Genomic DNA, 23,538 nt, shown 5'->3' on the forward strand with positions numbered 1-23,538 from the left:
AACGGGGACGACGCTCTAGCCTTAGAACGTGTCGATGTCTGATGTCCAGAACGTTCCACACAGGTAGTGCGAGACAACAATCACAACAATAAAGGAGTGTTCCCATGACACCCGCCCAACAGGACTCGCAAGAGTCCGCTCACCGCGGCATCCCCCCTGATTTGACGCAGCGCCTTGAGACCCGCGGCCCGCTCAAGGGCATGCACAAGGGCATGACACTCACCGCTGCCGGCCTGCTGCTGGCCTTCGTGGTCGGTGCCGGCCTGAGTCCGCAGGCCTCTTCTGCCCTGTTCGGCGCCGCCCGCGCCTGGATCGAGAACACCTTCGGCACCTACTACCTCATCCTGGTCGTGGGCATGATCGCCCTGTCACTGGTCATGGTGGTGTCTCCCTGGGGCAGCCTGCGACTCGGCCCCAGGGACAGCAGACCCGAGTTCTCGCGTTTCACCTGGATCTCGATGCTGCTCTCGGCAGGCGTCGGGATCGGCATCCTGTTCTTCGGGGTCGCCGAGCCACTGTTCTACTTCGACGACTCCGGTGGCTTCGGGCACCCCAACAACCCGCACGCGGATCTGGCCGGCGCTACCAGCATGGACCATGCCCGCGCCGTCGAGGCCCTCAAGGTGGCCTTCTTCCATTGGGGCCTGCATGGCTGGGCGGTGTATGGCGTCGTCGGCATGACACTCGCCTACTTCGCCTACCGCCATCACCTGCCCCTGGCACTGCGCTCGGCGCTCTATCCGCTGATCGGCGAGCGCATCTACGGTCCCATCGGTCACGCCGTGGATATCATGGGCGTACTGGGCTGTGTCTTCGGAATCGCGACCTCGCTGGGTCTCGGCGTCAGCCAGATCGCCGTCGGGCTCAACCGCCTCACCGGACTGGATGCCGGGCTCGGCACTCAGCTGGCGTTGATCGCCGCCATCAGCGTGATCTCCATCGCGTCAGCCGTCTCCGGCGTGAAGCGCGGCATCCGCTTCATCTCCGAGCTCAACATCGGCGTCTCAGTGCTCGTGGTCGGCAGCTTCCTGATCGGCGGCCCCACCCTGTGGTTGATCTCGCTGTTCGGCGAGACGTTGCTGGCCTATCTGCGCGACGTGGTGCCGATGGGACTCTGGGTCGCCCAGACCCCGGGCGAGAGCAGCTGGCAGGAAGGCTGGACCATCTTCTACTGGGCCTGGTGGCTGGCCTGGGCCCCGTTCATCGGCCTGTTCATCGCGCGTATCTCCAAGGGGCGCACCCTGCGCGAGTTCATCCTCGGCGTGCTGATCGCCCCACCGCTGATCATCTTCCTCTGGCAGGCGCTGTTCGGCGGTACCGGGCTGCATCAGGAGCTGACGGCCGCCATGGGCCCGGGGACCGGCGAGCTGATGACGCTGGTGCGCAACTGGAATCTGCCGGAAGCCCTGTTCGCCACCGCCGATGCCCTGGCCGGCAACGGCGTGCTGGGAGTCATCCTTTCCTCGCTGTTGATCTTCCTGCTGATCAGCTGGTTCGTGACCAGCTCCGACTCCAGCACCCTGGTGGTCACCACCATCCTGTCGCTGGGCGATGAGGAGCCGCTGGCGCGTCACCGCATCTTCTGGGGCATCTGCATCGGACTGGTGGCCGGTACCTTGCTGATGGCAGGCGGCCTCAAGGCACTGCAGACCATCCTGATGGCCGCCGCCTTGCCGATGAGCTTCGTGATCGTGGCAATGACGATGGGCCTTTTGGTGGCGCTCTATCAGGAATCCGGCAACGCACTGAAAAGGTTCGAGAAACCCGCCCAGCATCACACAGGCCCCTGAGCCCGCTCTAAGCCCCTCACTCGACCCGGGCCCGTCGTGCCAGCAGGCAACGGCGGGCCTTGAGGCATGTCTTTCACGTCAGGCGTCCCACGAGACTCATAATGTCGCGTTATGGCAAATACTGGTCGCCAATAACCAAAAATTAACCAGAGGGCAAGATAGGCTTATGAGGTCCTTGCCACCCACAGGAGTCAGCCATCGTTATCTGCCCTCTCTTGACGACTTCTTGCTGCCGTCAGCTTGCCAGTTCGACAACAACAACTTCAGGAATCGCGCTCTCATGACGACCGACACTTCCTCCTCCCGCCAGCCCGAGGCCACCACGGATTCCGTCTGCGGCCTGGGGGACACAGACTCCGCCAAGGGCAAGTACCTGACCTCGATCGCTACCGTCGCGGTCATCATGCTGCTGATCGGCGCCGCCGCCCTCTTCCCGACGGGATTCCTCGCGGCCCTCGACACCGTCAAGACCTCGGTGATCGGCAATCTCGGCTTCATCTTCACCTGGCCGGCCTTCGCCATCTCGCTGGTGATGGTCGCGGTGTGCTTCACGCCGCTGGGCAAGCTGCGCTTCGGTGAAGGCGAACCGGAATTCCACACCCTGAGCTGGATGGGCATGCTGTTTGCCACAGGCATGGGCATCGGCCTGCTCACCTGGGGCGTGCTGGAACCCAAGTACCATACCGATGCCGGACAGAGCACCGACATGGCACTGCTCAATGCCTTCAATCATTGGGGCCTGCTTGCCTGGGCGGGCTATCTGGCCATCGGCGCGCTGTTCGCGCATGCCATGTACAACATGAAGATGACCAAGCCCGCCGAAGAACTGCTGGGCAATGGCCTGTGGAGCAAGCTCAACCTGGTCAGCCTCGTCGTTTCCACCGTCATCGGCCTGTCGCTGTCCTTCACCTACGCGACCACCCCGATCCAGCAGGGGCTGGTCAAGCTGGTCGGCATCGAGTTCAGCCCGACCCTGATCATCAGCGTGCTGGCCGTATGCGCCATCATCTCCTCCGCCTCTGGCCTCAAGCGCGGCATCAAGTGGCTGAGCAACTACAACACCCTGTTCGCCATCATTCTGATGATCGGCGTGCTGGTGCTGACCGTCCCCGGCGACATCGTTTCCACCTTCGTGCGTCTGGTGCCGGAATACCTGCTCAAGTACCCGGCGATGGCCACCGACATCGGCCTGGGTGATCCGGAGCGCAAGGCGTGGCTGGCCGACTGGCTGTATGCCTTCGAGGCTGCCTGGTACGGCTGGTTCATCTTCACCGGCGTCTTCGTGGCGCGCATCTCCAAGGGCCGTACCCTGCGTGGCATGGTGCTGGGGGTGATGCTGGTGCCGACCCTGTTCTCGTGCCTGTGGTTCGTGGTGTTCGGTCTCGGCAGCCTCAGCCTGGGCGTCGAGGACGTGTTCAAGCTGATCGATACCATCGATACCACCGGCATCCTCTCGGTGATACTGACGCTCAACATCCTGCTGTTCTTCATCACCAGTGCTGACTCGGCAGGACTGGTCTGCGAGATGCTGACCGTCAAGCGCTCACGCGCCTTCTGGATCATGGCCATGGCCGCCCTGGCCATCGTGGTCAGCTGGCTGGGCGGCGATGTCTACAAGACCCTGCTGAGCCTGATCTCGGTCGCCGCGATACCGGTCGCCTTCGGCATCTTCGCCCTGGTGATCGCCTTCGTGATCCGCGTACGCCGTGATCGCGCCTCCCAGGCCATCCCGGCATCGGTGCCACTTACCCAGCGCTGAACCGCCATGGCGTGAGGTACGCCGTAGCGCGTGCCGACGCAATCCGGGACAACGATCTGGCGCAACGCAATCTTCCAGCACAACGGCCCTGCCCTCGAATGAGTTGCAGGGCCGTGTCATGTCTGATGCCCGCCTTTTTTCGTCACCTGCCAGGAATGGAATGGCGGGTCTTGCGCCCTCGACGCCGACAGAGCCCTGCTGTGCTGACAACGACCTACTAGGCTGAAGTGTGTGTCACTACGTTTCCCCCAGGCGTACAGCGTCCATCGGAAGCGACAGGATCACGACAGACAGGAGCGACGCATGCCAGCCAGTTTCCACGACCACCTCAGCCGTCAGATCAATGCGCTGCATGAAGAGGGCCTCTACAAGCAGGAGCGCGAGATCACCTCGCCCCAGCGTGCCAGCATCCAGGTTTCCGCCAGTGATGAAGACGAGGGACAAGGCGCCCAGGTCATCAACTTCTGCGCCAACAACTATCTGGGCCTGGCCGACAGCCCCGAGCTGATCGCGGCCGCGCAACAGGCGCTGGAGCGTGACGGCTTCGGCATGGCCTCGGTACGCTTCATCTGCGGCACTCACCATCAGCATCGCGTGCTAGAAAAGCGCCTCGCGGCCTTTCTGGGCATGGACGATGCCATCCTCTATTCCTCGTGTTTCGATGCCAATGGTGGCCTGTTCGAGACACTCTTCGGCCCTGAAGACGCCATCATTTCCGATGCGCTCAACCACGCCTCCATCATCGATGGCGTACGGCTGTGCAAGGCCAGCCGCTATCGCTATGCCAACAATGACATGAGCGAACTCGAGGCCCGCCTCAAGGAGGCGGACGCGGCTGGCGCACGCTTCAAGCTGATCGCCACCGACGGTGTCTTCTCGATGGATGGCGTGATCGCCAATCTCAAGGGCATCTGCGAGCTCGCCCGCCGCTACGACGCGCTGGTGATGGTGGATGACTCCCACGCCACCGGCTTCGTCGGCGACAACGGGCGTGGCAGCCACGAATATCATGACGTGATGGACCAGATCGACATCATCACCACCACCTTCGGCAAGGCCCTGGGTGGTGCCTCGGGCGGTGTGACGGCCGCGCGCGGACCCATCGTCGAGTGGCTGCGCCAGCGCTCACGCCCCTATCTGTTCTCCAACTCGCTGGCGCCGCCGATCGTGGCAGCGACCCTCAAGGCGCTGGACAGAATCGAGGACAGCGCCGAGCCGCGCCATCAGCTGTGGGAGAACGTCGAACGCTTTCGCACCGGCATGCAGGCCGCCGGCTTCACCCTCGCGGGCGCCGGCCACGCCATCATTCCGGTGATGATCGGCGATGCACGCCTGGCAGGTGACTTCGCCAATCGGCTGCTGGAGGCCGGCATCTACGTGATCGGGTTTTCCTATCCGGTGGTGCCCAGGGGACAGGCGCGCATTCGCACCCAGCTCTCGGCGGCGCATACCCCGGAGCAGATCGACACGGCCGTCTCGGTCTTCACGCGCATCGGCCGCGAGATGGGCGTGATCGGGCCTGCGACAGGAGGTGATGCATGAAGGCGCTGGCCAAGCTCAAGCCCGAACCCGGGATCTGGATGACCGAGACGGCGGTACCGGAAATCGGCCACAACGATGTGCTGATCAAGATCCGCAAGACCGCGATCTGCGGCACGGACATGCACATCTATCAATGGGATGAGTGGTCACAGGCGACCGTGCCGGTGCCGATGGTCACCGGTCATGAGTATGCGGGGGAAATCGTCGCACTGGGCAGCGAAGTGCGGGGTTACGAGATCGGTGATCGGGTCTCAGGCGAAGGGCACATCACCTGTGGCCATTGCCGCAACTGCCGCGCAGGGCGTCGCCATCTGTGCCGCAATACCGAGGGCGTGGGCGTCAACCGTCCGGGTGCCTTCGCCGAATACCTCGCCCTGCCCGCCTACAACCTCTTCAAGCTGCCGGATGAGATCAGCGATGACCTGGCGGCCATCTTCGACCCCTTCGGCAATGCCGTGCATACGGCGCTGGCCTTCGATGTGGTCGGCGAGGACGTGTTGATCACCGGCGCCGGGCCCATCGGCATCATGGCGGCGGCGGTCATCCGCCATATCGGGGCTCGCCACGTGGTGATCACCGACGTGAATGACTATCGACTGGCACTGGCCGAGCGGATGGGCGCGACCCGCACCGTCAATGTCAGCCGCGAATCCCTGAAGGAGGTGATGGCGGAGCTCGACATGCATGAGGGCTTCGATGTAGTGCTGGAGATGTCCGGCGTGCCGTCAGCCGTCGGTCAGATGCTCGATGTCATCAACCACGGCGGCAAGATCGCCATGCTGGGCATTCCCCCCGGCGAGATGGCCATCGACTGGACCAAGGTCATCTTCAAGGGGCTGACCATCAAGGGCATCTATGGCCGTGAGATGTTCGAGACCTGGTACAAGATGGCCAGTTTGATCCAGTCCGGGCTGGATCTCTCGCCCATCATCACGCATCGATTGCGCGTCGATGACTTCGAGCAGGGCTTCGAGATCATGGGCTCCGGTCAGTCGGGTAAGGTGGTGCTCGACTGGTCCTGAGGGCTTTTGCTCGATTGCTCCCCCACGCCAGTCAGCTCCCGATCGTCTGCCCCCGATCGTCAGAGCGCGTGCCGGTCAGTCGTCGCCTCGCGGGGTAACAGCCCGAAGGCCTCGCCCATGCCGGGAGCCGAGAGACGCTGGAGAATCCATTTGAGCGCCTTGCCCTGACGGCCACTGCGCCAGGCAAGGGAGAGATCGATCGGCGCACGATCCGTCTCCAGTGGCAGCACCGTGAGACTGCCGTCTTCCAGTGATTGACGAATCCGGTGCAACGGCAGATAGCCGACACCAAGCCCCCTGCGCTGGACGTCTATCTTCTGCGCCGTGGTCTTGACGATGATCTGACTGCGACCATCCAGCAGCCCCGAAGAGCGCCCGGGCAAGCTGCGCGAACTGTCGGCCACGATGACAGTGGGATAGTCACGCAGGGCGTCGGCGGACAGCGGCTGCGGCAGATGCGTCAGCGGATGACCGGCCGCCACGGCGAAGACCGGCTCGATCGCCCCGAACACTCGGCTCGACAACCCCGATACCGGTGCCTCGCCGGGCGCTCCGATCACCAGATCACAGCGGTTGTCATGCAACGCTTCCCAGGCGCCCCCCATCACCTCCTCACCGAGTACCACCCGGGTACGCGGCTGGATGGCCTGAAACTCCTCCAACAGCGGATAGAGCGCGTCCGGTTCAAGGATGGAATCGACGCAGATACGCAGCTCGACCTCCCATCCCGCCCCCGCCTGACGCGCCAGCGCCGTCATCTCATCGGTGGCCAGCAGAATGCGTCGCCCATGCTCCAGCACCAGGCGTCCGGCATCGGTCAGTTCGGCCTTGCGGCGCGAACGGTCGAACAGCGGCACGCCCAGCTCTTCCTCCAGCTTCTGCACCGAGTAGGAAATCGCCGAGGGCACGCGGTGCAGTGTCTCGGCGGCCGCGGCGAAACTGCCACGTCGGTCAATGGCATCCAGTACGCGCAGCGCGTCCAGCGTGATGGGTGAGACCATGATTCAAAAATTCTGATCAATCAGACCAGAATCCTCCGTTATTTTTCTGTGACACCTCATTTTATAGTAGCGCCATCGATCAGACACACTGATTTGAAAATCCACCCCTTACCTGATCCCTGGAGCCACTCATGCTCAAATCCGCCTTCTCTCGCCTGGTGTCCACTGACACGAGCCTCGCAAGCCTGGTGCTGCGCGTGCCCACCGGCATCATCTTCATGGCCCACGGGTCACAGAAACTGTTCGGCGCCTTCGGCGGCTATGGCCTGGAAGGCACGGGGCAGTGGATGGCCTCCATGGGCATCGAGCCCGGCTACCTGATGGCACTGTTGTCCGGCAGCGGTGAATTCTTCGGCGGACTGGCCATTCTCATCGGCCTGCTGACGCGCCCGGCAGCTGCCGTGCTGGTCTTCACGATGCTGATCGCCATCCTGACCGTGCATATCGGCAATGGCCTGTTCATGAGCAACAACGGCTTCGAGTACGCGCTGGCCCTGTTGACCATCGCGGCCAGCCTCATGATCACCGGCGGCGGCAAGCTGTCCCTTGATCGGGTACTGCAACCGGGCAGCAACGCCGTGCGCGAAGACTGAAGCCTGCTTCACTCACCGGCAGACACCACGACACTCTGAGGAGGTTGCCATGTTCACGTTACGTCCAGCAGCAGAACGCGGTCATGCTCGATTTGGCTGGCTGGAGAGCCGCCACAGCTTTTCCTTCGCCAGCTACTATGACCCGAATCACATGGGCGTCTCCGTACTGCGCGTGCTCAATGATGACACCGTGGCACCCGGCGCAGGCTTCGAGACGCATCCGCACCGTGACATGGAAATCATCAGCTATGTGCTGGAAGGCAGTATCGAGCATCGTGACACCATGGGCTCACATCGCACCCTGGGAGTGGGCGAAGTCCAGCTGATGAGTGCCGGTAGCGGCATCGAGCACAGCGAGTACAATCCCTCGACTCGCCAGCCACTGCATTTCCTGCAGATCTGGATCACCCCGGATGCCAGGGGCCTGACGCCGCGCTATCAGCAGCAACCCTTCACCGCACGCGAGGGACTCGATCTGTTGATAGCTCCGCCACAAGAGGCCGTGGACGGCATCCTGTCCATCAATCAGGATGCCCGGATGTATCGCATCGGCCTGCAAGGCGTGGAACACACGGATACCTCGCTCGCACTACCCTTCGCGCCCCAGCGTCGCTACTACCTGCACGTCATCGACGGGACGGCAACACTGAAGGACAAGGATCAGCAGAGCCTTCCCTTGTCCGCAGGGGATGCCGTCACGCTGGATCATGAATCCGAGGCCACTCTCGCTGAGGCGCGAGGTCTACATGCGCTGCTGTTCGACCTGCCCGCTTGAGAGCCGGCCTCCGATGGCATCGGGCCATGAGTGGCCTATAGACCCACGACGCCTCCCCGCCCACATGACTGTCGGCGGGGAGGCATCGTTGTGTCACGTCCGCATGGGAAGACACCTTGCAGGGAAGGCGGCTGGGCGACATCTGTCGTAGGAAGGCAGAGGTCGTAGGTTCGAATCCTGCTACTCCGACTAAAGAATTCAGTAAAAACGGCCACTTAGCTAATCATAGCGGTGGCCATTATTCGTTGCGGGCTTTCTAGGTTCCAAGTAGGTTCTATATGTCAGAAGGTCGCCAGCTACGCTCCTGACGACCCGCAAATAAACACACCGCACCCGCGCCGCCCTGCTATTTTCCTAGTTAACCAACCATCTACACCTGACCGAGGCGGATCGGGCAAAACAAGAAGAGGACACGACGGAGTCATGGCGACTATGTAGCGCCCTCCACTGCCCTATGATGTTCCTCGGCCGGCGAGGAGTGTCCCCGCCGGTCTTGTTCGCTAAGCGTTGGTCGTCAAGAAAGCCTCCACCTTGTCTAGGGGCATGGGCTTGGCCAACAGGTACCCCTGGAAAATGTCGCAGCCTTGGTCGGCCAGGTACTGCCATTGTTCGTTGGTTTCCACGCCCTCGGCTACCACCTGAAGCCCCATGCTACGAGCCATGGAGATCACGCCCTGTACGATGGCCCTGTCGCTAGGGTCTGTCACCACATCACGCACGAAGCTGCGATCGATCTTAATCTTGCTGACCGGCAGGCTCTTCAGGTAACTCAGGCTGGAGAAGCCCGTACCGAAGTCATCGATTGCGACACTGATATCCAGTTCGCGCAGGGCATTCAGGATCGAGATAGCGGCATCTCTGTCCTCCATAAGCACCCCTTCGGTGACCTCCAGCTCAAGCCAGTGAGGGGGAATGTCGTTCTCCTGCAGCCGTTGGTGCAGGTTGCTCAGGAAGGCAGGACGCTGGAACTGCATCGGCGACAGATTGACGGCCACACGGCAGCTGGCGGTCCCGAGACGCTTCAGCGCCGGCAGATCACGATAGACCTGCCCCAGCACCCACTCGCTGATGGGAATGATCTGGCCGGTGATTTCTGCCACCGGGATGAAGATGCCGGGCGACACCATCCCCTTGACGGGGTGCAGCCAGCGAATCAGAGCCTCGAAGCCCTCCACCTCGCCACGCGAGTTCATCAGCGGCTGATAATGCACCGAAAACTGATCTTGCTCGATGGCCTCCTGGATGTCCTTGCGCAGCTCAACCCGCTCCGAGGGCTCGGCACCGATGTGGTGACGATACCAGTGGGCGGTGTTACCCCCCTGTTTCTTGGCCTTGTACATGGCGCTGTCAGCCCACACGATCAGCTGTTCAGGGTGCTGTAAGGCGAGCTCCCGGCTCGAAGCCATACCGATGCTGGCAGAAAGCCGGAAGTCATGCTCATCGATCCGGAAGGGACGAGTGAGGGCTGTCAACATCTGATCCACGATCGCTTGCGCCTGTTCCTCATGCTCAAGCCTCGGTAGCAGTACCAGGAACTCGTCTCCACCGAAGCGCCCCAGGCTGTCAGTGGAGCCTAGCTGCTCGGCGAGCCGTTCGGCGACAGTCTCCAGCAGCATATCGCCCATGGCATGCCCGAAGGCATCGTTGATCGGCTTGAAGTCGTCGAGGTCGATGAAGAGCACGACAAGCAACGTATCTTGACGCCTGACAATATCAGCCTCCTGCTTGAGCCGCTCCTCAAACGTCGAGCGATTATAGGCGCCGGTCAGGTCGTCATGGCGCGCTTGGTAAGCCAGTGCTTCCTCATCCGCCTTGTGTTCGGTGATGTCCTTGGCAATACCGAACACCCCGGTCACTAGCTCACCCGTCTTAATCGGGATCGTAGTGACATCCAGCACAAGAGACTCTCCCTGCCCGTTACGGCCCAGCATCTCATAGCGCAGCGCACGGCCTGAAAGGGCGCCTTCGAACAGCGCCTGAACCTTGGGCAGGTCGGCCGGCTCGACGAAACGCGAGAAATGCGTGCCCCGCAACTCGTTGGCTGGAAGGCCTGTGAGACTCTCAGATTGCGCGTTCAAGCTCTGGATTCGCCCGTCCAGGTCCAACGAATAGGCCGCGTCCGGGTGATGGGCAAATAGGGAGCGATGGTGCTTCTCGCTATCGAGCAAAGCCTGACGGTCACGATGGCGCTCGATGGCCAGAGCTGTCAGGTTAGCCGCCCTAGTGGTTAGCCTGCGCTCATGGTCGCTGGGCGTGCTCGGTGTCGAACGGTACAGCGCCAATGTACCCAGGAGGTCCCCGTGTGATGAGAACACAGGAAAGGCCCAGCAGGAACCGAGCCGGTATTGTTTCACTAGGGCCTGAAAGTTTTTCCAGCGACAACTCGTAACCAAGTTCTCAGAAATGATCATCTCGCCTGAATAGGCGGCACTACCGCAGGCGCCAATGTCGGGGCCAATGGGAACATCCTTGAGCTCATCCAGGTAGCCAGAGGGCAGGCTAGGGCCCACGGCTTCGGGGAAGTGGGTCTGCGTCTCATCACACAACATGATCGAGCAATAAGCGCCGGGGATTTGCCGCTCCAACATCCGACAAACCGCTTCCAGCGACTTCACATGAGAGACTTCTCGGGCAATCGATTCCTGCACCCGGTACTGCTCCTGGAGCTGCCGGTTAACATAGCGTAGCTCGTTGGCACGCGTCTGACTCAGCTTCATGACCCCGACGCTGAAGGCCAGGAGATAGCTCAGCAGCAGACTGCCAACGCCCGCGCCGGTCGACAGTAATGAGGAATCCGACCAGGGGGCCGGCGGGCCACCAAAGACCGCCCATCGCAGGGTCGCCCCCCCCAATGAATCAATGCTACGCTCAGCGAGAGGCTGGAGCACCATGACGTTTCGATCATGCCCATGCCCATGCCCATGCCCATGCCCATGCTCATGATCCTCTGGCGCGACTTCGGCAAGCATCTGACCTTCTCGCTCGAGATGAACGTTGTAGTCATTCAGCTCCGGGCGTATTTTCTGGAACAGCAGTGTGTCTAGGTCGGCCCAGGAGACTAGCCGACTTTCTGGCCGATCAGGCACCCGGATCGATAGGATTGCCTTCAATGGCTGATCCGGGTCGGGGAGCAGCCAGGACAGTGGCGTATCCCGGGCTATCACCCCTTGCTTGACAGCATCGTTGCGCAACCAGGCTTCCAGCCATGATAACGACTCGGCATCGGGCGCCTTGAGCCAGCCCCCTCCCCCCGTGCCACCAATGAAGGCAATCCCCTTCAGGGCCGGGTGATCGCGGAAGTAGCTCGCGACCTCCTGTTCTCGCAGCGAGGCCATGGGCAGCCCTCCCAGGATGCCCCAGCGCTCGGCCATGCGCTGCATCGCCTGTTCATGACCATTGATCACCGACTCACTGGTCAGCTGGATCACATCCGCCACATGGCCTGCCTGCTCCACCTCGACTCGATGCTGCTGCCAGCCGATGAGCAGCCAGCACAAGGTACTCAGGGAAACCCCGACTACCGCGACATTTCGGTGCCACCGCCCGAGGTTCAAAGGAAAGCGCCGCCAGTGGCCAGCCGTATAGAGCATGGCTAGGCCGAAGCATAGGAAGAACCCGCTGGGCAGGGCCGTACTCAGTTGTTGTAGTGCGAGCCAGGTATCACGGCCTGTGGGGGCCAAGTCTAGGATCAGGCTTGTCAGCCCGACAGCGAAAAGGCTGCCACCAATCGCCTTGAAACACCTCTCGCGCACCACGCCCTGCAGGCCAAACCCAAGCCCGGTGGCAATCAGCAGCATCAGAATAGGGGTGACGGCTTCCTGCGCCACACTCCCTGTACCGAGACGCTCTTGCCTGATACCCAGAGCCTCGATCAGAAGATAGAGAGCAAAGGCAGCAAGGAAGGCCGACAGGCCAAGACGCCACCTCTGATGTCTTTGAATCAGGGTTACCAGGCCGAGGCCCGCCAGGAGCCCAGCGAACATGATGCCGGGGGTAGCACGCAGGCCAACTGGCAAATGAAGCGCTATACCCAGTAGAGAGAAGAGGGTGCCAAGTACGCCGATGGAAATGGTGCCGACAACCACAATCAACAGGCCTGTATCGCCTGCAAGGTGCTGGTGCTGGTGCTTGAACTTGGGATTCACAATAAACTTCTCTTTGCCCTGGATTCATAGAATAACCGCAGCACTTTGGACCGCACGGTAGAGGCAGAAGGGTCAGCACCGGTACCCTTCTCGGCTCACCGACCAAAGTGAAGCAGAGCATGGAATACCGACAGCTGCCCCATACCCAACGATACCAGATACACGCCCGCTATGACTTGGGCATGAGCCAGCGCCAGATTGGCAGGGAGCTGAACCTCCACAGCAGCACGATCAGCCGTGAAATCCGCCGTAACGCTACCGCTGATGGCTATGATCCTGAGCAGACTCAGACACTCAGTGATCATCGGCGCCGCACTGCCACCAAGTGGACAAAGCGCCTTCCAAGCATGATGGCTGCCGTTGCCGGTCAGCTACGTGAGGAGTGGAGCCCACAGCAAATCAGTGGCTTCATGGCGCTCTTGGCCGGCGTTAGTGTCAGTCATTCAATGGATCTACTCCTTGATCTGGGACGACAAGGCCCGGGGTGGTGACCTTTGGCGGCATCTCCGTCAGCCCAAACGCCGCAATAAGCACCGCACGCACGCCAAGAGCGCCGGGTTGGGCAAGATCCCTAACCGAGTCGGTATCGAGCACCGGCCAGATAAGGTTGATGACCGGCGCTTCATCGGCCACTGGGAAGGCGACATCGTGATACAGGGCCACAAGCAATCAGGACTTGTCACGCTGGTCGAGCGTCGCAGTGGTTATTTACTGGCGGCACGACTGCCCAGGATCTCGGCCGAGTTGACGCAAGCAGCCATGATCCACTTGTTAAAGCCGCGTCGAGGAGCGGTCCAGACCATTACGCTGGACAATGGCTCGGAATTCACAGGCCACGAAGCGGTGGCCAAGGCCGTGACAGCGGCGATGTATTTCTGCGATCCCGACTGATCTGGACAGCGTGGGACCAACGAGAATACGAATGGCTTGATACGGCAGTATTTTTCCCAAAGGAACCGATTTCCGCCAAGTCAGCAATGCAGAGCTAAGCAAGGTAGTCGAAAAGCTGAATGACCGTCCTCGAAAAACGGCTTGGTTACCGGACACCTGCGCAGGTGTTTCTAGGGGAATACTCAGGAATCTTGGATACCGCAGGTGCTACGCTTATTGCTTGAATTCAGGTGCTAACCTCATGATGTGAGGCCACGACGACCTTGGTACTGGGTTTCTATAAAAGAAACGGACAGTGGTAGGATAGCTCAGTTTTGCATAAGAGAATTCCGATTGACTAGTTGCTAGAGTCGCGATAGACCACCTCTCAAGGTGAACCCGGTGCGGCCTCGGCCATCAGCTCGGCGAAGCTCTTAAGATCATCGGTGGGGGCATCGTTCAGATTGTAGGCCTGGCGCTTGAGCCGGGTGGCCTTGGCCTGAAGCGCCCTCTTATCCGATGCTTTATTGTCACAGTAAACTTAGCCTTTCAAAGCGCAAGCGAAACGAAACACGATTTATAGAGATTCGCACATAGCGAAGACCTGGGCTTCAGCGCCCCGTACCCTACCTATGGTTCAGGAAGAACCTGGGCTTTTCTCCTCGGCTTCCAGTAGCGCATCCCAATCCAAGCCCGCCAGATCGGCCAAGGGTCAGCACTCGACGTTTGCCAGCCAGATTGTAGTAGGACACTCTCAGGGCCAGACCGCGCTTGCCGACGCGAACGTGGTAGCCGGCTTCTCCGCTATCCCACACTTCGTCACCTTCGGGTAGCTCCTTGGTAAGACGCTCCAGCCCCCTTGTCGTAAGACGTTCTGTCTTTGCCGTCATACCATTGACCTCGATTCCTAGGTTCAAAATAGGTTCCAAGAGTAGGATATATTGGGCTACAGTGAGCAACAAACAGCAATCAGCAAACAGCAACGTCTCCTTAAGCCACTGTTTTGTTTGATATAACTGGCTACTTTTGCTTACGTCAGTTTCTGCTTGAATATGGCGCTTACGCCTTCGGGAGGCATGATACGATCAAGCGCGAGGCTGGCCGTCATCGCCATCCTCGTGAGCTGACGGAGGAAACCCCATGAGCAAGGACACGACCATCACGTCCACTCCACCCGAGACACCCAGATTGCCGGCACCGGATGCACAGCCCCTCACGGCCCACGCCTCTGAGTACAGCGAGGAAGGTTTCTGGCACAAGGTCTCGTCGGTCGCCCGCAAGGCCGGCCAGACAGCACTCAATCCCGCCCTGCGCATGTACTTCGCGGCGCAGGATTCCGATACCCCTGTCTGGGCCAGAACCACTATCTACGGCGCTCTGGGCTACTTCATTTCCCCCATCGATGCCCTGCCGGACTTCACCCCCTTGCTGGGTTACACCGACGACATCACCTTGATGGCGGGCGCAGTGGCCATCGTGGCGGCCCATATCAAGCCGGAACATCGCGCACGCGCGGACAAGGTGCTCAAGCGCTGGTTCGATTGACGGCAGACGACACGCTTGGCAGCGCCTCCCCCCCTCGTGACGGCCCAATGGCCACAAGTTCTCCGTCATGTACAGGGTGTCAACAGTGTTGAATGCCGTGTAGAGCGCTCGTTTAGCGGGTGACACCGTGCGTGTTACCGTGAACTCATCTCTTCATGCCCACGAGCCCCCCCCGAAAGCGCAGGATGCCTCCATGACAATGTTGAAATTCGCCACGGCAGGTCTCGCGCTGCTGCTGATGACCGGTTGCGCCTCGCGTGCCGAGATCGATATGCCCAACATTCAGCCGGTGCAGTCTCTGGCCTATGAACACAAGACGTTCTACCCCGACATCTATTACAGCCAGCCTCAGGCCAATCTGTTCTCGGGTGCCGCGACCCAGGCCATGCTCCCACTGGGCAGCGTGAAACTGCCGCACGCCTCTTCACCGCCCATGAAGAATTTCGACCTGCTGCTGCGCGAACAGTTACCCAGCACCTCGGTGATCTCGCACGATGCCCGCGAGAAGGACTATCGCCTCAAGGTCGAGATTCAGGCCCACGAGAACCGTGGCCCCGTCTATCTCGACTATCTGATGGCAAAGAACCTGCCGATGAATCTGCTCACCTTCGGCATCGCCAATGAAGACTTCGATGTCATTGCCGATTTCGAGGTGGTGTACTGCCTCTATGATAAGGATGAGCAACTCCTCTATCGCAAGGATTACACGGTCAAGGACTCCGTACCTCATCAGACCGGCAACTTTGATCTCGGGGATCGCATGCTGATGCCTGCCCGCGACATGATGAAGAAATACCTTCAGCTGACGATGAATGACTTCTTCATCCAGGCGAGCCAACCCTCACTGAGGCACGTCGCGGTCGTTTCTCCACCCGCCATCTGACGGCTGTCGTCCGCCCCTTGTACAAGAACGCCTCGACCACATGGTGGTCGAGGCGTTCTTGCATGGCCATGCCATTCGTTGCTTCTCTCAGGTCATTTCATCCTGGCAATCGGCTTCGTCTGGCCAAACCAGTCGTCTGCAGCCTCATCCCTTGCTGACCTGAGTACCGCCACCTTCCTCACGGGTGGAGGCCGTCATATTGCGCGGCTTTCCGCCCCGCAGGCCCAACGGCAGGCGAAGCAATACCTCAGGGCCATTCTGCGCCAGACTCAGGGTCGTGATCGCCACGAGAATCAGCGCCATCCCTGCCAGCTGCATCATGTCCATACCTTCTCCCAACACGAACACCCCGAACAAGGTGGCCGTGATCGGTTCTATCATGGCGATGGTGGAAGCCACCGACGGCAAGGTATTCTTCAGGCCGATCACATAGCAATAGAAGGAGAACCCTCCCCCCACCAGGCCGAATACCAGAATCAGCCACAGTTCATCGGCGAAGGGGACCGCCACTGCCTGTGAAAGATTCGTCAACGGCAACATCACCAGACTGCTCACGCCCAACGCGATGGCCAATACCCCAGGGGTGCTGCCATGACGCGTGGCTGACTTGAAGGCAAAGATGAAGATGGCGTATGACACACCCGCCAGAAGTCCGAACAGGACACCCAGGGGAGTCACCTTGCCACTCCCGGATTGCAGCACCCCCGTCAGCAGTACGATGCCGATCATCACACCGACGATGGAAATCAGCTTCACCGGTGTCGGGCGTTCCACCCGGGCCAGGAATGACGTGATATAAACGAAAATCGGCGCGCTATACATGAGAGTCGCGGCAACGGCGACACCACTCATGCTGACACTCGTGAAATAGAACATGAAGTTGCCGGCGACCCCTACCCCCGCCAGCAGCGACCACCCCAGCAACGCGAGCGGTTTCCTGGCCGGCACCTTGTGGTAGCCCAGCAATACCATCCAGGCCAACATGCAGATGAACCCGACAAGGGCACGCCAGAAGGAAATGACTTCAGCCTCCCAGCCCCAGGACATCAGCAAGCTGCCAATCCCACCTGTCAGCCCCCATTGAAAAGCGGCCAATACGACCAACACACTACCCAGTTTTGCCATTCATGCTCCCTTGTCTCAGGAAAAACCAGATCTTCGATGATTTATCAGCCGCAATCGCAGCGTAACAAGAGTCCTCAAGACACATAAACCCATCCCTCATTGGTCGTAACCAGAGTCTCTGAAACTCCATGACTGCCTATCCAGGGCTTTCATAACCTCATGAAAAACTTCGAATATTCGCGTCTTCAGAACGGTGTTTGACACTGGTATTACCAGTCAACATGACGTCGCCAAGAATGTTTTCCTCGCTTACCTTGATCTGGTGAGCCCTACGGTGATTTCCCGCAGTGTGGATGAAAACTCAACGCCAAACTCTGGATCAACCTTCACATTGCAGTGTCAAAAACCAACAAAAAGACAATCACCCTTTCATGCGAAGGAGAGTATTGACATGAATGCATCATGGATGGCGCTTCTGGCGTTCACGCCATTGATACTGGCTGGTATCTTGCTGATAGGGTTCAGAATCCCTGCCCGCATTGCCATGCCCATCGTCTTCGTGGTCACGGCCCTGATCGCCCTGCTTGCCTGGGACATGACCTTCACACGCGTCATGGCCTCATCGTTGCAGGGCTTGATACTGACGGTGGCGATCCTGTGGATCATCTTCGGTGCCCTGCTGCTGCTCAATACGCTCAAGCACTCCGGCGGCATTGCCGCGATCCGCAATGGCTTCTCCGGCATCAGCCCGGACCGGCGAGTACAGGCCATCATCGTCGCCTGGCTGTTCGGTTGCTTCATCGAGGGTGCCTCAGGCTTCGGCACACCCGCTGCCGTCGCTGCCCCCTTGATGGTGGCGCTGGGCTTCCCGGCACTGGCCGCCGTCGTGGTCGGCATGATGGTGCAATCCACTCCGGTCTCCTTCGGTGCCGTCGGCACCCCCATCGTCGTCGGTGTCTCGGGAGGACTCGACAAGGCTGGCGTCAGTGACGCTCTGGCCGCGAACGGGTCAAGCTGGGACAGCTACTTCCAGTTGATCACCTCGGAAGTCGCCATTACCCACGGCATCATCGGTATCTGCATGCCACTCATCATGGTGGCGGTGATGGTGCGCTACTTCGGGGCCAATCGCTCCTGGCGCGAGGGGCTTGAAGTCGCTCCCTTCGCGCTGTTCGCGGGTGTCTGCTTCGTGGTGCCCTATGTACTGGCCGGCCTGCTGCTCGGGCCGGAATTCCCCTCGATGATCGGCGCCATGGTAGGCCTCGCCATCGTGGTACCCGCGGCGCGCAAGGGCTTTCTGCTGCCCAGCAGGACCTGGGACTTCCCGAACGCTGACCACTGGCCCGAGGAATGGGTGGGCAAGCTGGACATGACGCTGGAGCCCGTCGAGGGACGCACGCCGCTCTCGGTCGGCATGGGCTGGCTGCCCTACGTACTGCTGGCAGTGCTGCTGGTGATGTCCCGGGTCATCGAGCCGCTCAAGGAAGCACTGACCTCCTTGAGCTTCGGCTGGAGCGGTATCCTGGGCGAGAATGATATTTCCGGCAGTCTGCAACCACTGTATCTGCCCGGCGGTATCCTGGTGATCGTGGTGCTGCTGACCGTCGTGCTGCACCGCATGCGCATGCAGGATGTCAGTGCCGCCGTCACGGAATCCAGCCGCACGATTCTGGGCGCAGGCTTCGTGCTGCTGTTCACGATCCCCATGGTGCGCATTCTGATCAACTCCGGCGTGAACGAGGCAGATCTGGTCTCGATGCCGGTGGCCATGGCGCAGTTCATCGCTGACAGCATGGGCGACATCTATCCGCTGTTCGCCCCCAGCGTCGGGGCCCTCGGGGCCTTCATCGCCGGCTCCAACACCGTCTCCAATCTGATGCTGGCGGATTTCCAGTTCAATGTGGCAGGCGCGCTGGGCATCTCCAGCGCCATGATGGTCGCCCTCCAGGCCGTCGGCGCGGCTGCCGGCAACATGATCGCCATCCACAACGTGGTCGCCGCCTCGGCGACCGTCGGGCTACTGGGGCGTGAAGGCATCACCCTGCGCAAGACGATCCTGCCGACGCTCTACTACGTGATCTTCGCCGGCATCATCGGCATGATCGCCTTCCATGGCCTGGGCGTGGTGGATGGCTTGATGCGCTAGAACAGACACTTCAGCAGCTACCGTGGAGACGCAGACAACGGTGTGCTGGATGGGGTGATCCACAACGACAAAGGGGCCTCGAAAGGCCCCTTTGTCGTTGATAGGTACTGACGATACCCGCTCATGACCAGCGGATCATGGCCTCTCCGGGAATGACAGGAAAGCCGAGCAAATCACGAATGGCCGCGGCATCCGGCGAGAGCGTCAGCCAGCTCACGGCCGCGATGTTGATCAATACCACACCCCAGAACACGAGCCGGTAGCTTGTCTTGCGCGTCTTGTGGCGCAGGCTCTGCTGGGCGATCAGCGCGCCCGGCCAGCCACACAGCAGCTCCATGAGGTGCAATTTCCCCTCGGACACACGCCACTCACCCTGTGTGGCTGCTTGTTTGTCGACTCGATAAGCCAGATACGCCACCAGACTCATGCCCAGATACGCTGCAGGCAACATCCATGGCAGACGCCCTTGCCACCACCCTGCCCCTAGCACGACCGCAACGACCAACACCACCAACCAGGCAAGCCCCACTCCAGCAGAAGTAGTGGAAGCCCCTGCTCCATGCGTGCGAAAGCGTGTGGCTCGTGGGCGATCGTTCTCATCCATGCCCAACTGATACTGCACCTGCGCACTGGCTTTCGGCCGCCCGCGCCCCTTGTACGCACTGATGTGGGCAAAGACATCCTTGCCCCCCGACTCCGGCGTGATGAAGCCGAAGCCCTTGTCATCGTTCCAGCGCGTCAATCGTCCTTGAAGGTTCATCGTCTCATCTCTTCCTGGTCCGGCCCCTAGCCGATGAAGGTACCAGAGGTGTTGCCACCCCCCTTGCCGCCTGCGCCACCATCACCGTTATCCTCATCATCCCTGCCATCATTACGGTCGCGCCTGTTTTCCTGCTCATCCCGGTGATCCACGGGGAGATCCTGCTTGTGAGTGCCACGTTGTTCATGGTCGCGGATGTCGGCCGCAGACGCCTTCAGCGAGTTGGCATGCACGGCCAGCGCATCACCGGGGTTGCGCGCCTCGACCTGGGCCTCTCGGGTGAAGCCCTGGGTTTCCAGCAGGCTCGCGTACCACTGATTGCTCTTCATGCTGATAGTCAGGTTCAAGCCCAGGAACAGGACATTAGAAATCAGCTGCCCTTCCATCGTCGCGGGAATGAAGACCGAGCTGAGCAAGATGAAGCCGAACAGACTCGCCGCCAGCAACCACATGCGCTTGTAGAGTGCCCAGAACAGGCCGAAGAAGAAGGCTGGCCAGGACCAGCCGATCTTGACGGCACGCGTCCCGTGTTCGGGGTGCGTCAGAATACGAAATGAAGCCATCGAGGGAATCCTTGTCTGTGATGCCGAGCAGGCCGCGGGCTGCACGAGGCTCGGGACAAATGACACAAGCCTCGCACTATACCGCTGACCACTTGTCAGGACCATGAACCCCGCTGGCGCTATCTCATTGTTTCCCATCAGGCTTGTCAGCCGCGCGAGTCATCGAGCCCAATCATTCAATCTCAGTCATTCACACCGAGCCATTCGCGCCTGACGACACAGCTCACAGCGTCTGGATGACCAGAGGCGCCTCTCCCGCCGGATAGGCACAGCACATCAACACCTGTCCCTGAGCCACGGCGGCCTGTGGCGGCTCGGGATACTGCACCTGCCCCTCGGCGAGTCGCAGTGCACAGCTACCACAGCGCCCGGAACGACAACTGGACATGGCATTCACGCCTGACTGCTCGGCCAGCTCCAGCAGGCTGCCCTGTTCGGGCGTCCACTGTCGAGTAATGCCCGCATCGCTGGGGGACGGCTGGCCAGGTGCCCCGCGCGGCGTGAAGGTGACTTGGGCATGTTCCGGCAAGCTCGCCTGAAAGTCTGCCGATAGCGCAACCGCGGTTGCCTCCCCCTTCTCCAGTGAGCCAAGGCCAAAGAATTCGTGATGCAGTCGCTCACGCGGCAAGCCCAGCGCCATCAGGGCGGCGTATTGGGCGCGCATGAAGCCCTCGGAGCCACACAGATAGACATGGCTGGAGGCAAGGCCCGGCAGATTGCCCGCCAGACTCACTAGCTCCAGCCTGCCCACTGACTGATGCCGCCCGGCCACGAGATCCGCCTTACTCGGGCGTGACAGGGCGATATGTACCTGCAACCACGCATGCACGCGCGACCAGCGCTCCAGCGTGTCGAGAAACGCCAGCTCACGACCATTGCGCGCGGCGTGTACGAAGGCCACCTCGCCGAGCGGAGGATGCCCCGCGTCTGCCAGCTGAACCAGGCCATCCAGCATGGCGATCATCGGCGTGATGCCGACACCCGATGACAGCAGCACGATGGGCGCGGGGGAGTCCTGCAACATGAAATTCCCCGCCGGTGGTGTCGCTTCCAGCACATCGCTCACCGTGAATTCATCATGTAGCAGTCGTGAGGCGAGCCCCTTGGGATCGCGGCGTACCGAGATGCGGTAGGCATTCTGTCCCGCCCGCCAAGCCTGCGAGAGGCTGTAGCTACGCATCACCGCAATCTCGCCTGACGACAGAGGATGCTGTGGCGTGGAGGCCAGACGCAGGGTCAGAAACTGGCCGGCTTGATAGGCCGCGATTTCCGCCGATTCACGAACCTGCCCCGCTTGCAGCCATGGCGTCAGATAAAAGGAGGTGATCGTCTCGCTTTCGCGCACCTTGTCGATGACACGCAGACGTCGCAGCGTCGATGGCTCATCGCGCGTTGCCGGCCAGTCACCGGTAAGCGCAAGCGATGGCGAGCGTTCGATCAGTCGCGCCTGGGCGGGCAAGGCATTCTCGACATGCAGTACCTGCTCCGGCACCACATCCACGATACGCTCGGCGCCCTCGACCAGTGCTGCCCGCTGGGGGTTCCAGTCGACCCGAGCATGCCCCTTGAGCAACAACACCTCGCCCGTGATGAAATCAGGAATCAACAGGCTGACCCGCGAATCCAGCTCGATATTGCCCAGGGTGTTGAAGAAGCGGTTGCCGGCAAAATCGGGAAACGACAGGCTGCCATCGGCATTCATGTGCAGAAAGCCTGGCCTGCCGCCACGATGCGAGACATCCACGCCGTTGGGCGCAGCGTCATCCAGCTCACCTGCGCGGGTCGCGATGAAGAAGGTGTCTGCCTGAGCCAGCAAGGCACGCGACACCTCATCGTTCAGTGCCACCTCACGGCTGACGAGCGATTTGGTCTGCTCGCCAGCCCAATCGATCTCACGTTGCTGGATGTATTGCGGACAGTTGCCGAAGCTCTGATCGACCCCGATCCGCAGCCCATCGGGCGCGATGTCTGCCACCGCGTCAGGGACAAGCAAGGTGCCATTCAGACGATTGCGCCGCCGAGTTGTAAGATCCAGCCCCAGCACGCCGACCTTGGCACCGGGAGTGAACTCAAGTCCCAGCAATTCCTCCAGCGCCGGTCGTGCATGCACCTGCAGCTCACCGGGCGTGGCATCGCAAAGCTGCCCGGGCGGCGCAAAGCTCACCACCGCCCACGGCCAGCCGTCGCTGTCAGGCACGCCCATGAACAGCACCGGCAGGCTCGCGAAGAACGCGACATGCTGTTCAGGCAGCCGGTCGCGCACATACGGAGCGACCTGCTCGAGATAATGCTCTGGCACGCTTGCGCGAGCCTGGACACGTCGCTCACCTGCATGAAACACCTGCCGCTGCTCATTCATGGGCAAACCCTCAGGATGACATGGAGGCTCAGACCATTACCGGGCTCGTCGCCATGCCCACGAAGTCCGGCTCGGCTTCAATACGCGCAAGCCAGCCGCGAATGGCGGGATAAGAGCTCAGGCTGACACCACCTTCCGGGGCATGGGCGATGTAGCTGTAACCCGCGATGTCGGCCAAGGTGAGGCGCTCCCCCACCAGGTAGTGACGCTGTTCGAGATGGGACTCCATGACGGCGAACAGGGCATGTGCGCGAGCGATGGCCTGCCCGTGGTCAAAGGGAGCACCGAACACGGTCACCAGGCGTGCCGTGCAGGGGCCAGCGGCAATCTCACCGGCCGCCACCGAGAGCCAGCGCTGCACTTCGGCCGCCGCCAGCGCATCGCTGGGCATGAAGCGCTGCTCGCCGTCATAGCGCTGGGTCAAGTAGACAAGGATGGCGTTGGAATCACTCAGGAAGACGCCATTGTCCTCAATGGCCGGCACCTGCCCGAACGGACTGATCTTGAGAAACTCGGGCGCCTTGTGCGCGCCGTTGGCCATGTCGAGATCCACCGTCTCATAGGGAATGTCCAGCAGCGCCAGCATCAGCTCGACGCGGTGACAGTGGCCAGACTTGGGATTGCGGAACAGACGGATGGGAGCTGACGTAGCAGCAAAGCGTGGGTTCATGATTCACCTGACAATGTAAGGAAAGAGCCGAGAGCGGCAAGCGCAGTGCG

At 60.9% G+C, this 23,538-nt stretch carries 16 protein-coding genes and 1 pseudogene; 10 read left to right on the forward strand and 7 right to left on the reverse strand.

What is annotated here, in order from left to right:
• Positions 1–104 precede the first annotated feature (104 nt).
• From BOH68_RS10155 to tdh, 4 genes are all read left to right on the forward strand, one after another.
• Complete coding sequence (locus tag BOH68_RS10155) at positions 105–1,790, forward strand: BCCT family transporter (protein ID WP_077377496.1); 1,686 nt, start codon at positions 105–107, stop codon at positions 1,788–1,790.
• Between the two features lie 280 nt (positions 1,791–2,070).
• Positions 2,071–3,549 (forward strand): BCCT family transporter, encoded by a 1,479-nt coding sequence (locus BOH68_RS10160; protein WP_077377499.1) that lies wholly within the window; start codon positions 2,071–2,073, stop codon positions 3,547–3,549.
• Positions 3,550–3,852: 303 nt separating this feature from the next.
• Complete coding sequence (locus BOH68_RS10165; protein WP_077377502.1) at positions 3,853–5,091, forward strand: glycine C-acetyltransferase; 1,239 nt, start codon at positions 3,853–3,855, stop codon at positions 5,089–5,091.
• Positions 5,088–6,113, forward strand: a complete 1,026-nt coding sequence (tdh, locus tag BOH68_RS10170; RefSeq protein WP_077377505.1) for an L-threonine 3-dehydrogenase — start codon at positions 5,088–5,090, stop codon at positions 6,111–6,113. Before BOH68_RS10165 ends, tdh begins: the two co-directional genes overlap by 4 nt.
• A gap of 59 nt (positions 6,114–6,172) precedes the next feature.
• On the opposite strand, the gene BOH68_RS10175 is transcribed toward tdh, so the two are convergent.
• The gene (locus tag BOH68_RS10175) at positions 6,173–7,114 is read right to left on the reverse strand and encodes a LysR family transcriptional regulator (protein WP_077377508.1); all 942 of its coding nucleotides are present in this window, start codon (positions 7,112–7,114) and stop codon (positions 6,173–6,175) included.
• 131 nt (positions 7,115–7,245) lie between these two features.
• Between BOH68_RS10175 and BOH68_RS10180 the strand changes: the two genes are divergently transcribed.
• Positions 7,246–7,707 (forward strand): DoxX family protein, encoded by a 462-nt coding sequence (locus tag BOH68_RS10180; RefSeq protein WP_077377511.1) that lies wholly within the window; start codon positions 7,246–7,248, stop codon positions 7,705–7,707.
• 49 nt (positions 7,708–7,756) lie between these two features.
• A complete protein-coding gene (locus tag BOH68_RS10185) occupies positions 7,757–8,482 on the forward strand; it encodes a pirin family protein (RefSeq protein WP_077377513.1) in 726 nt (241 codons plus the stop codon).
• A gap of 500 nt (positions 8,483–8,982) precedes the next feature.
• Here the strand turns inward: BOH68_RS10185 and BOH68_RS10190 are convergent, their stop codons facing one another.
• Positions 8,983–12,627, reverse strand: coding sequence for a sensor domain-containing phosphodiesterase (locus BOH68_RS10190; protein WP_077377516.1), 3,645 nt, complete (start codon positions 12,625–12,627; stop codon positions 8,983–8,985).
• A gap of 119 nt (positions 12,628–12,746) precedes the next feature.
• Between BOH68_RS10190 and BOH68_RS10195 the strand changes: the two are divergent.
• The 3 genes and pseudogenes from BOH68_RS10195 (at position 12,747) to BOH68_RS10205 (ending at position 15,925) form a co-directional block, all read left to right on the forward strand.
• Positions 12,747–13,742, forward strand: a pseudogene (locus tag BOH68_RS10195) (IS30 family transposase).
• 895 nt (positions 13,743–14,637) lie between these two features.
• Positions 14,638–15,042 (forward strand): YkvA family protein, encoded by a 405-nt coding sequence (locus BOH68_RS10200; RefSeq protein WP_077377519.1) that lies wholly within the window; start codon positions 14,638–14,640, stop codon positions 15,040–15,042.
• A 193-nt stretch (positions 15,043–15,235) separates the two neighbouring features.
• Positions 15,236–15,925 (forward strand): hypothetical protein, encoded by a 690-nt coding sequence (locus BOH68_RS10205; RefSeq protein WP_139345480.1) that lies wholly within the window; start codon positions 15,236–15,238, stop codon positions 15,923–15,925.
• Between the two features lie 144 nt (positions 15,926–16,069).
• Here BOH68_RS10205 and BOH68_RS10210 read toward each other — a convergent pair whose 3' ends face one another.
• Positions 16,070–17,050 (reverse strand): DMT family transporter, encoded by a 981-nt coding sequence (locus tag BOH68_RS10210; RefSeq protein WP_077377525.1) that lies wholly within the window; start codon positions 17,048–17,050, stop codon positions 16,070–16,072.
• A 391-nt stretch (positions 17,051–17,441) separates the two neighbouring features.
• On the opposite strand from BOH68_RS10210, the gene BOH68_RS10215 reads away from it, so the two are divergent.
• A complete protein-coding gene (locus tag BOH68_RS10215) occupies positions 17,442–19,136 on the forward strand; it encodes an L-lactate permease (protein ID WP_077377528.1) in 1,695 nt (564 codons plus the stop codon).
• Between the two features lie 121 nt (positions 19,137–19,257).
• Here BOH68_RS10215 and BOH68_RS10220 read toward each other — a convergent pair whose 3' ends face one another.
• The 4 genes from BOH68_RS10220 to BOH68_RS10235 form a co-directional block, all read right to left on the reverse strand.
• Positions 19,258–19,896 (reverse strand): DUF1294 domain-containing protein, encoded by a 639-nt coding sequence (locus BOH68_RS10220; RefSeq protein ID WP_077377531.1) that lies wholly within the window; start codon positions 19,894–19,896, stop codon positions 19,258–19,260.
• A gap of 26 nt (positions 19,897–19,922) precedes the next feature.
• Positions 19,923–20,459 carry a DUF2628 domain-containing protein gene (locus tag BOH68_RS10225; protein ID WP_170877454.1) on the reverse strand — a complete coding sequence of 179 codons (537 nt, stop codon included), beginning with the start codon at positions 20,457–20,459 and terminating at the stop codon, positions 19,923–19,925.
• A gap of 223 nt (positions 20,460–20,682) precedes the next feature.
• Entirely contained in the window at positions 20,683–22,818 is a 2,136-nt protein-coding gene (locus BOH68_RS10230; protein ID WP_077377538.1) for a 2Fe-2S iron-sulfur cluster-binding protein, read from the reverse strand.
• A 28-nt stretch (positions 22,819–22,846) separates the two neighbouring features.
• Positions 22,847–23,488, reverse strand: coding sequence for a glutathione S-transferase family protein (locus tag BOH68_RS10235; protein WP_077377541.1), 642 nt, complete (start codon positions 23,486–23,488; stop codon positions 22,847–22,849).
• Positions 23,489–23,538 lie beyond the last annotated feature (50 nt).

Source organism: Cobetia sp. MM1IDA2H-1 (assembly GCF_002916775.2).
Taxonomy (GTDB): domain Bacteria; phylum Pseudomonadota; class Gammaproteobacteria; order Pseudomonadales; family Halomonadaceae; genus Cobetia; species Cobetia marina.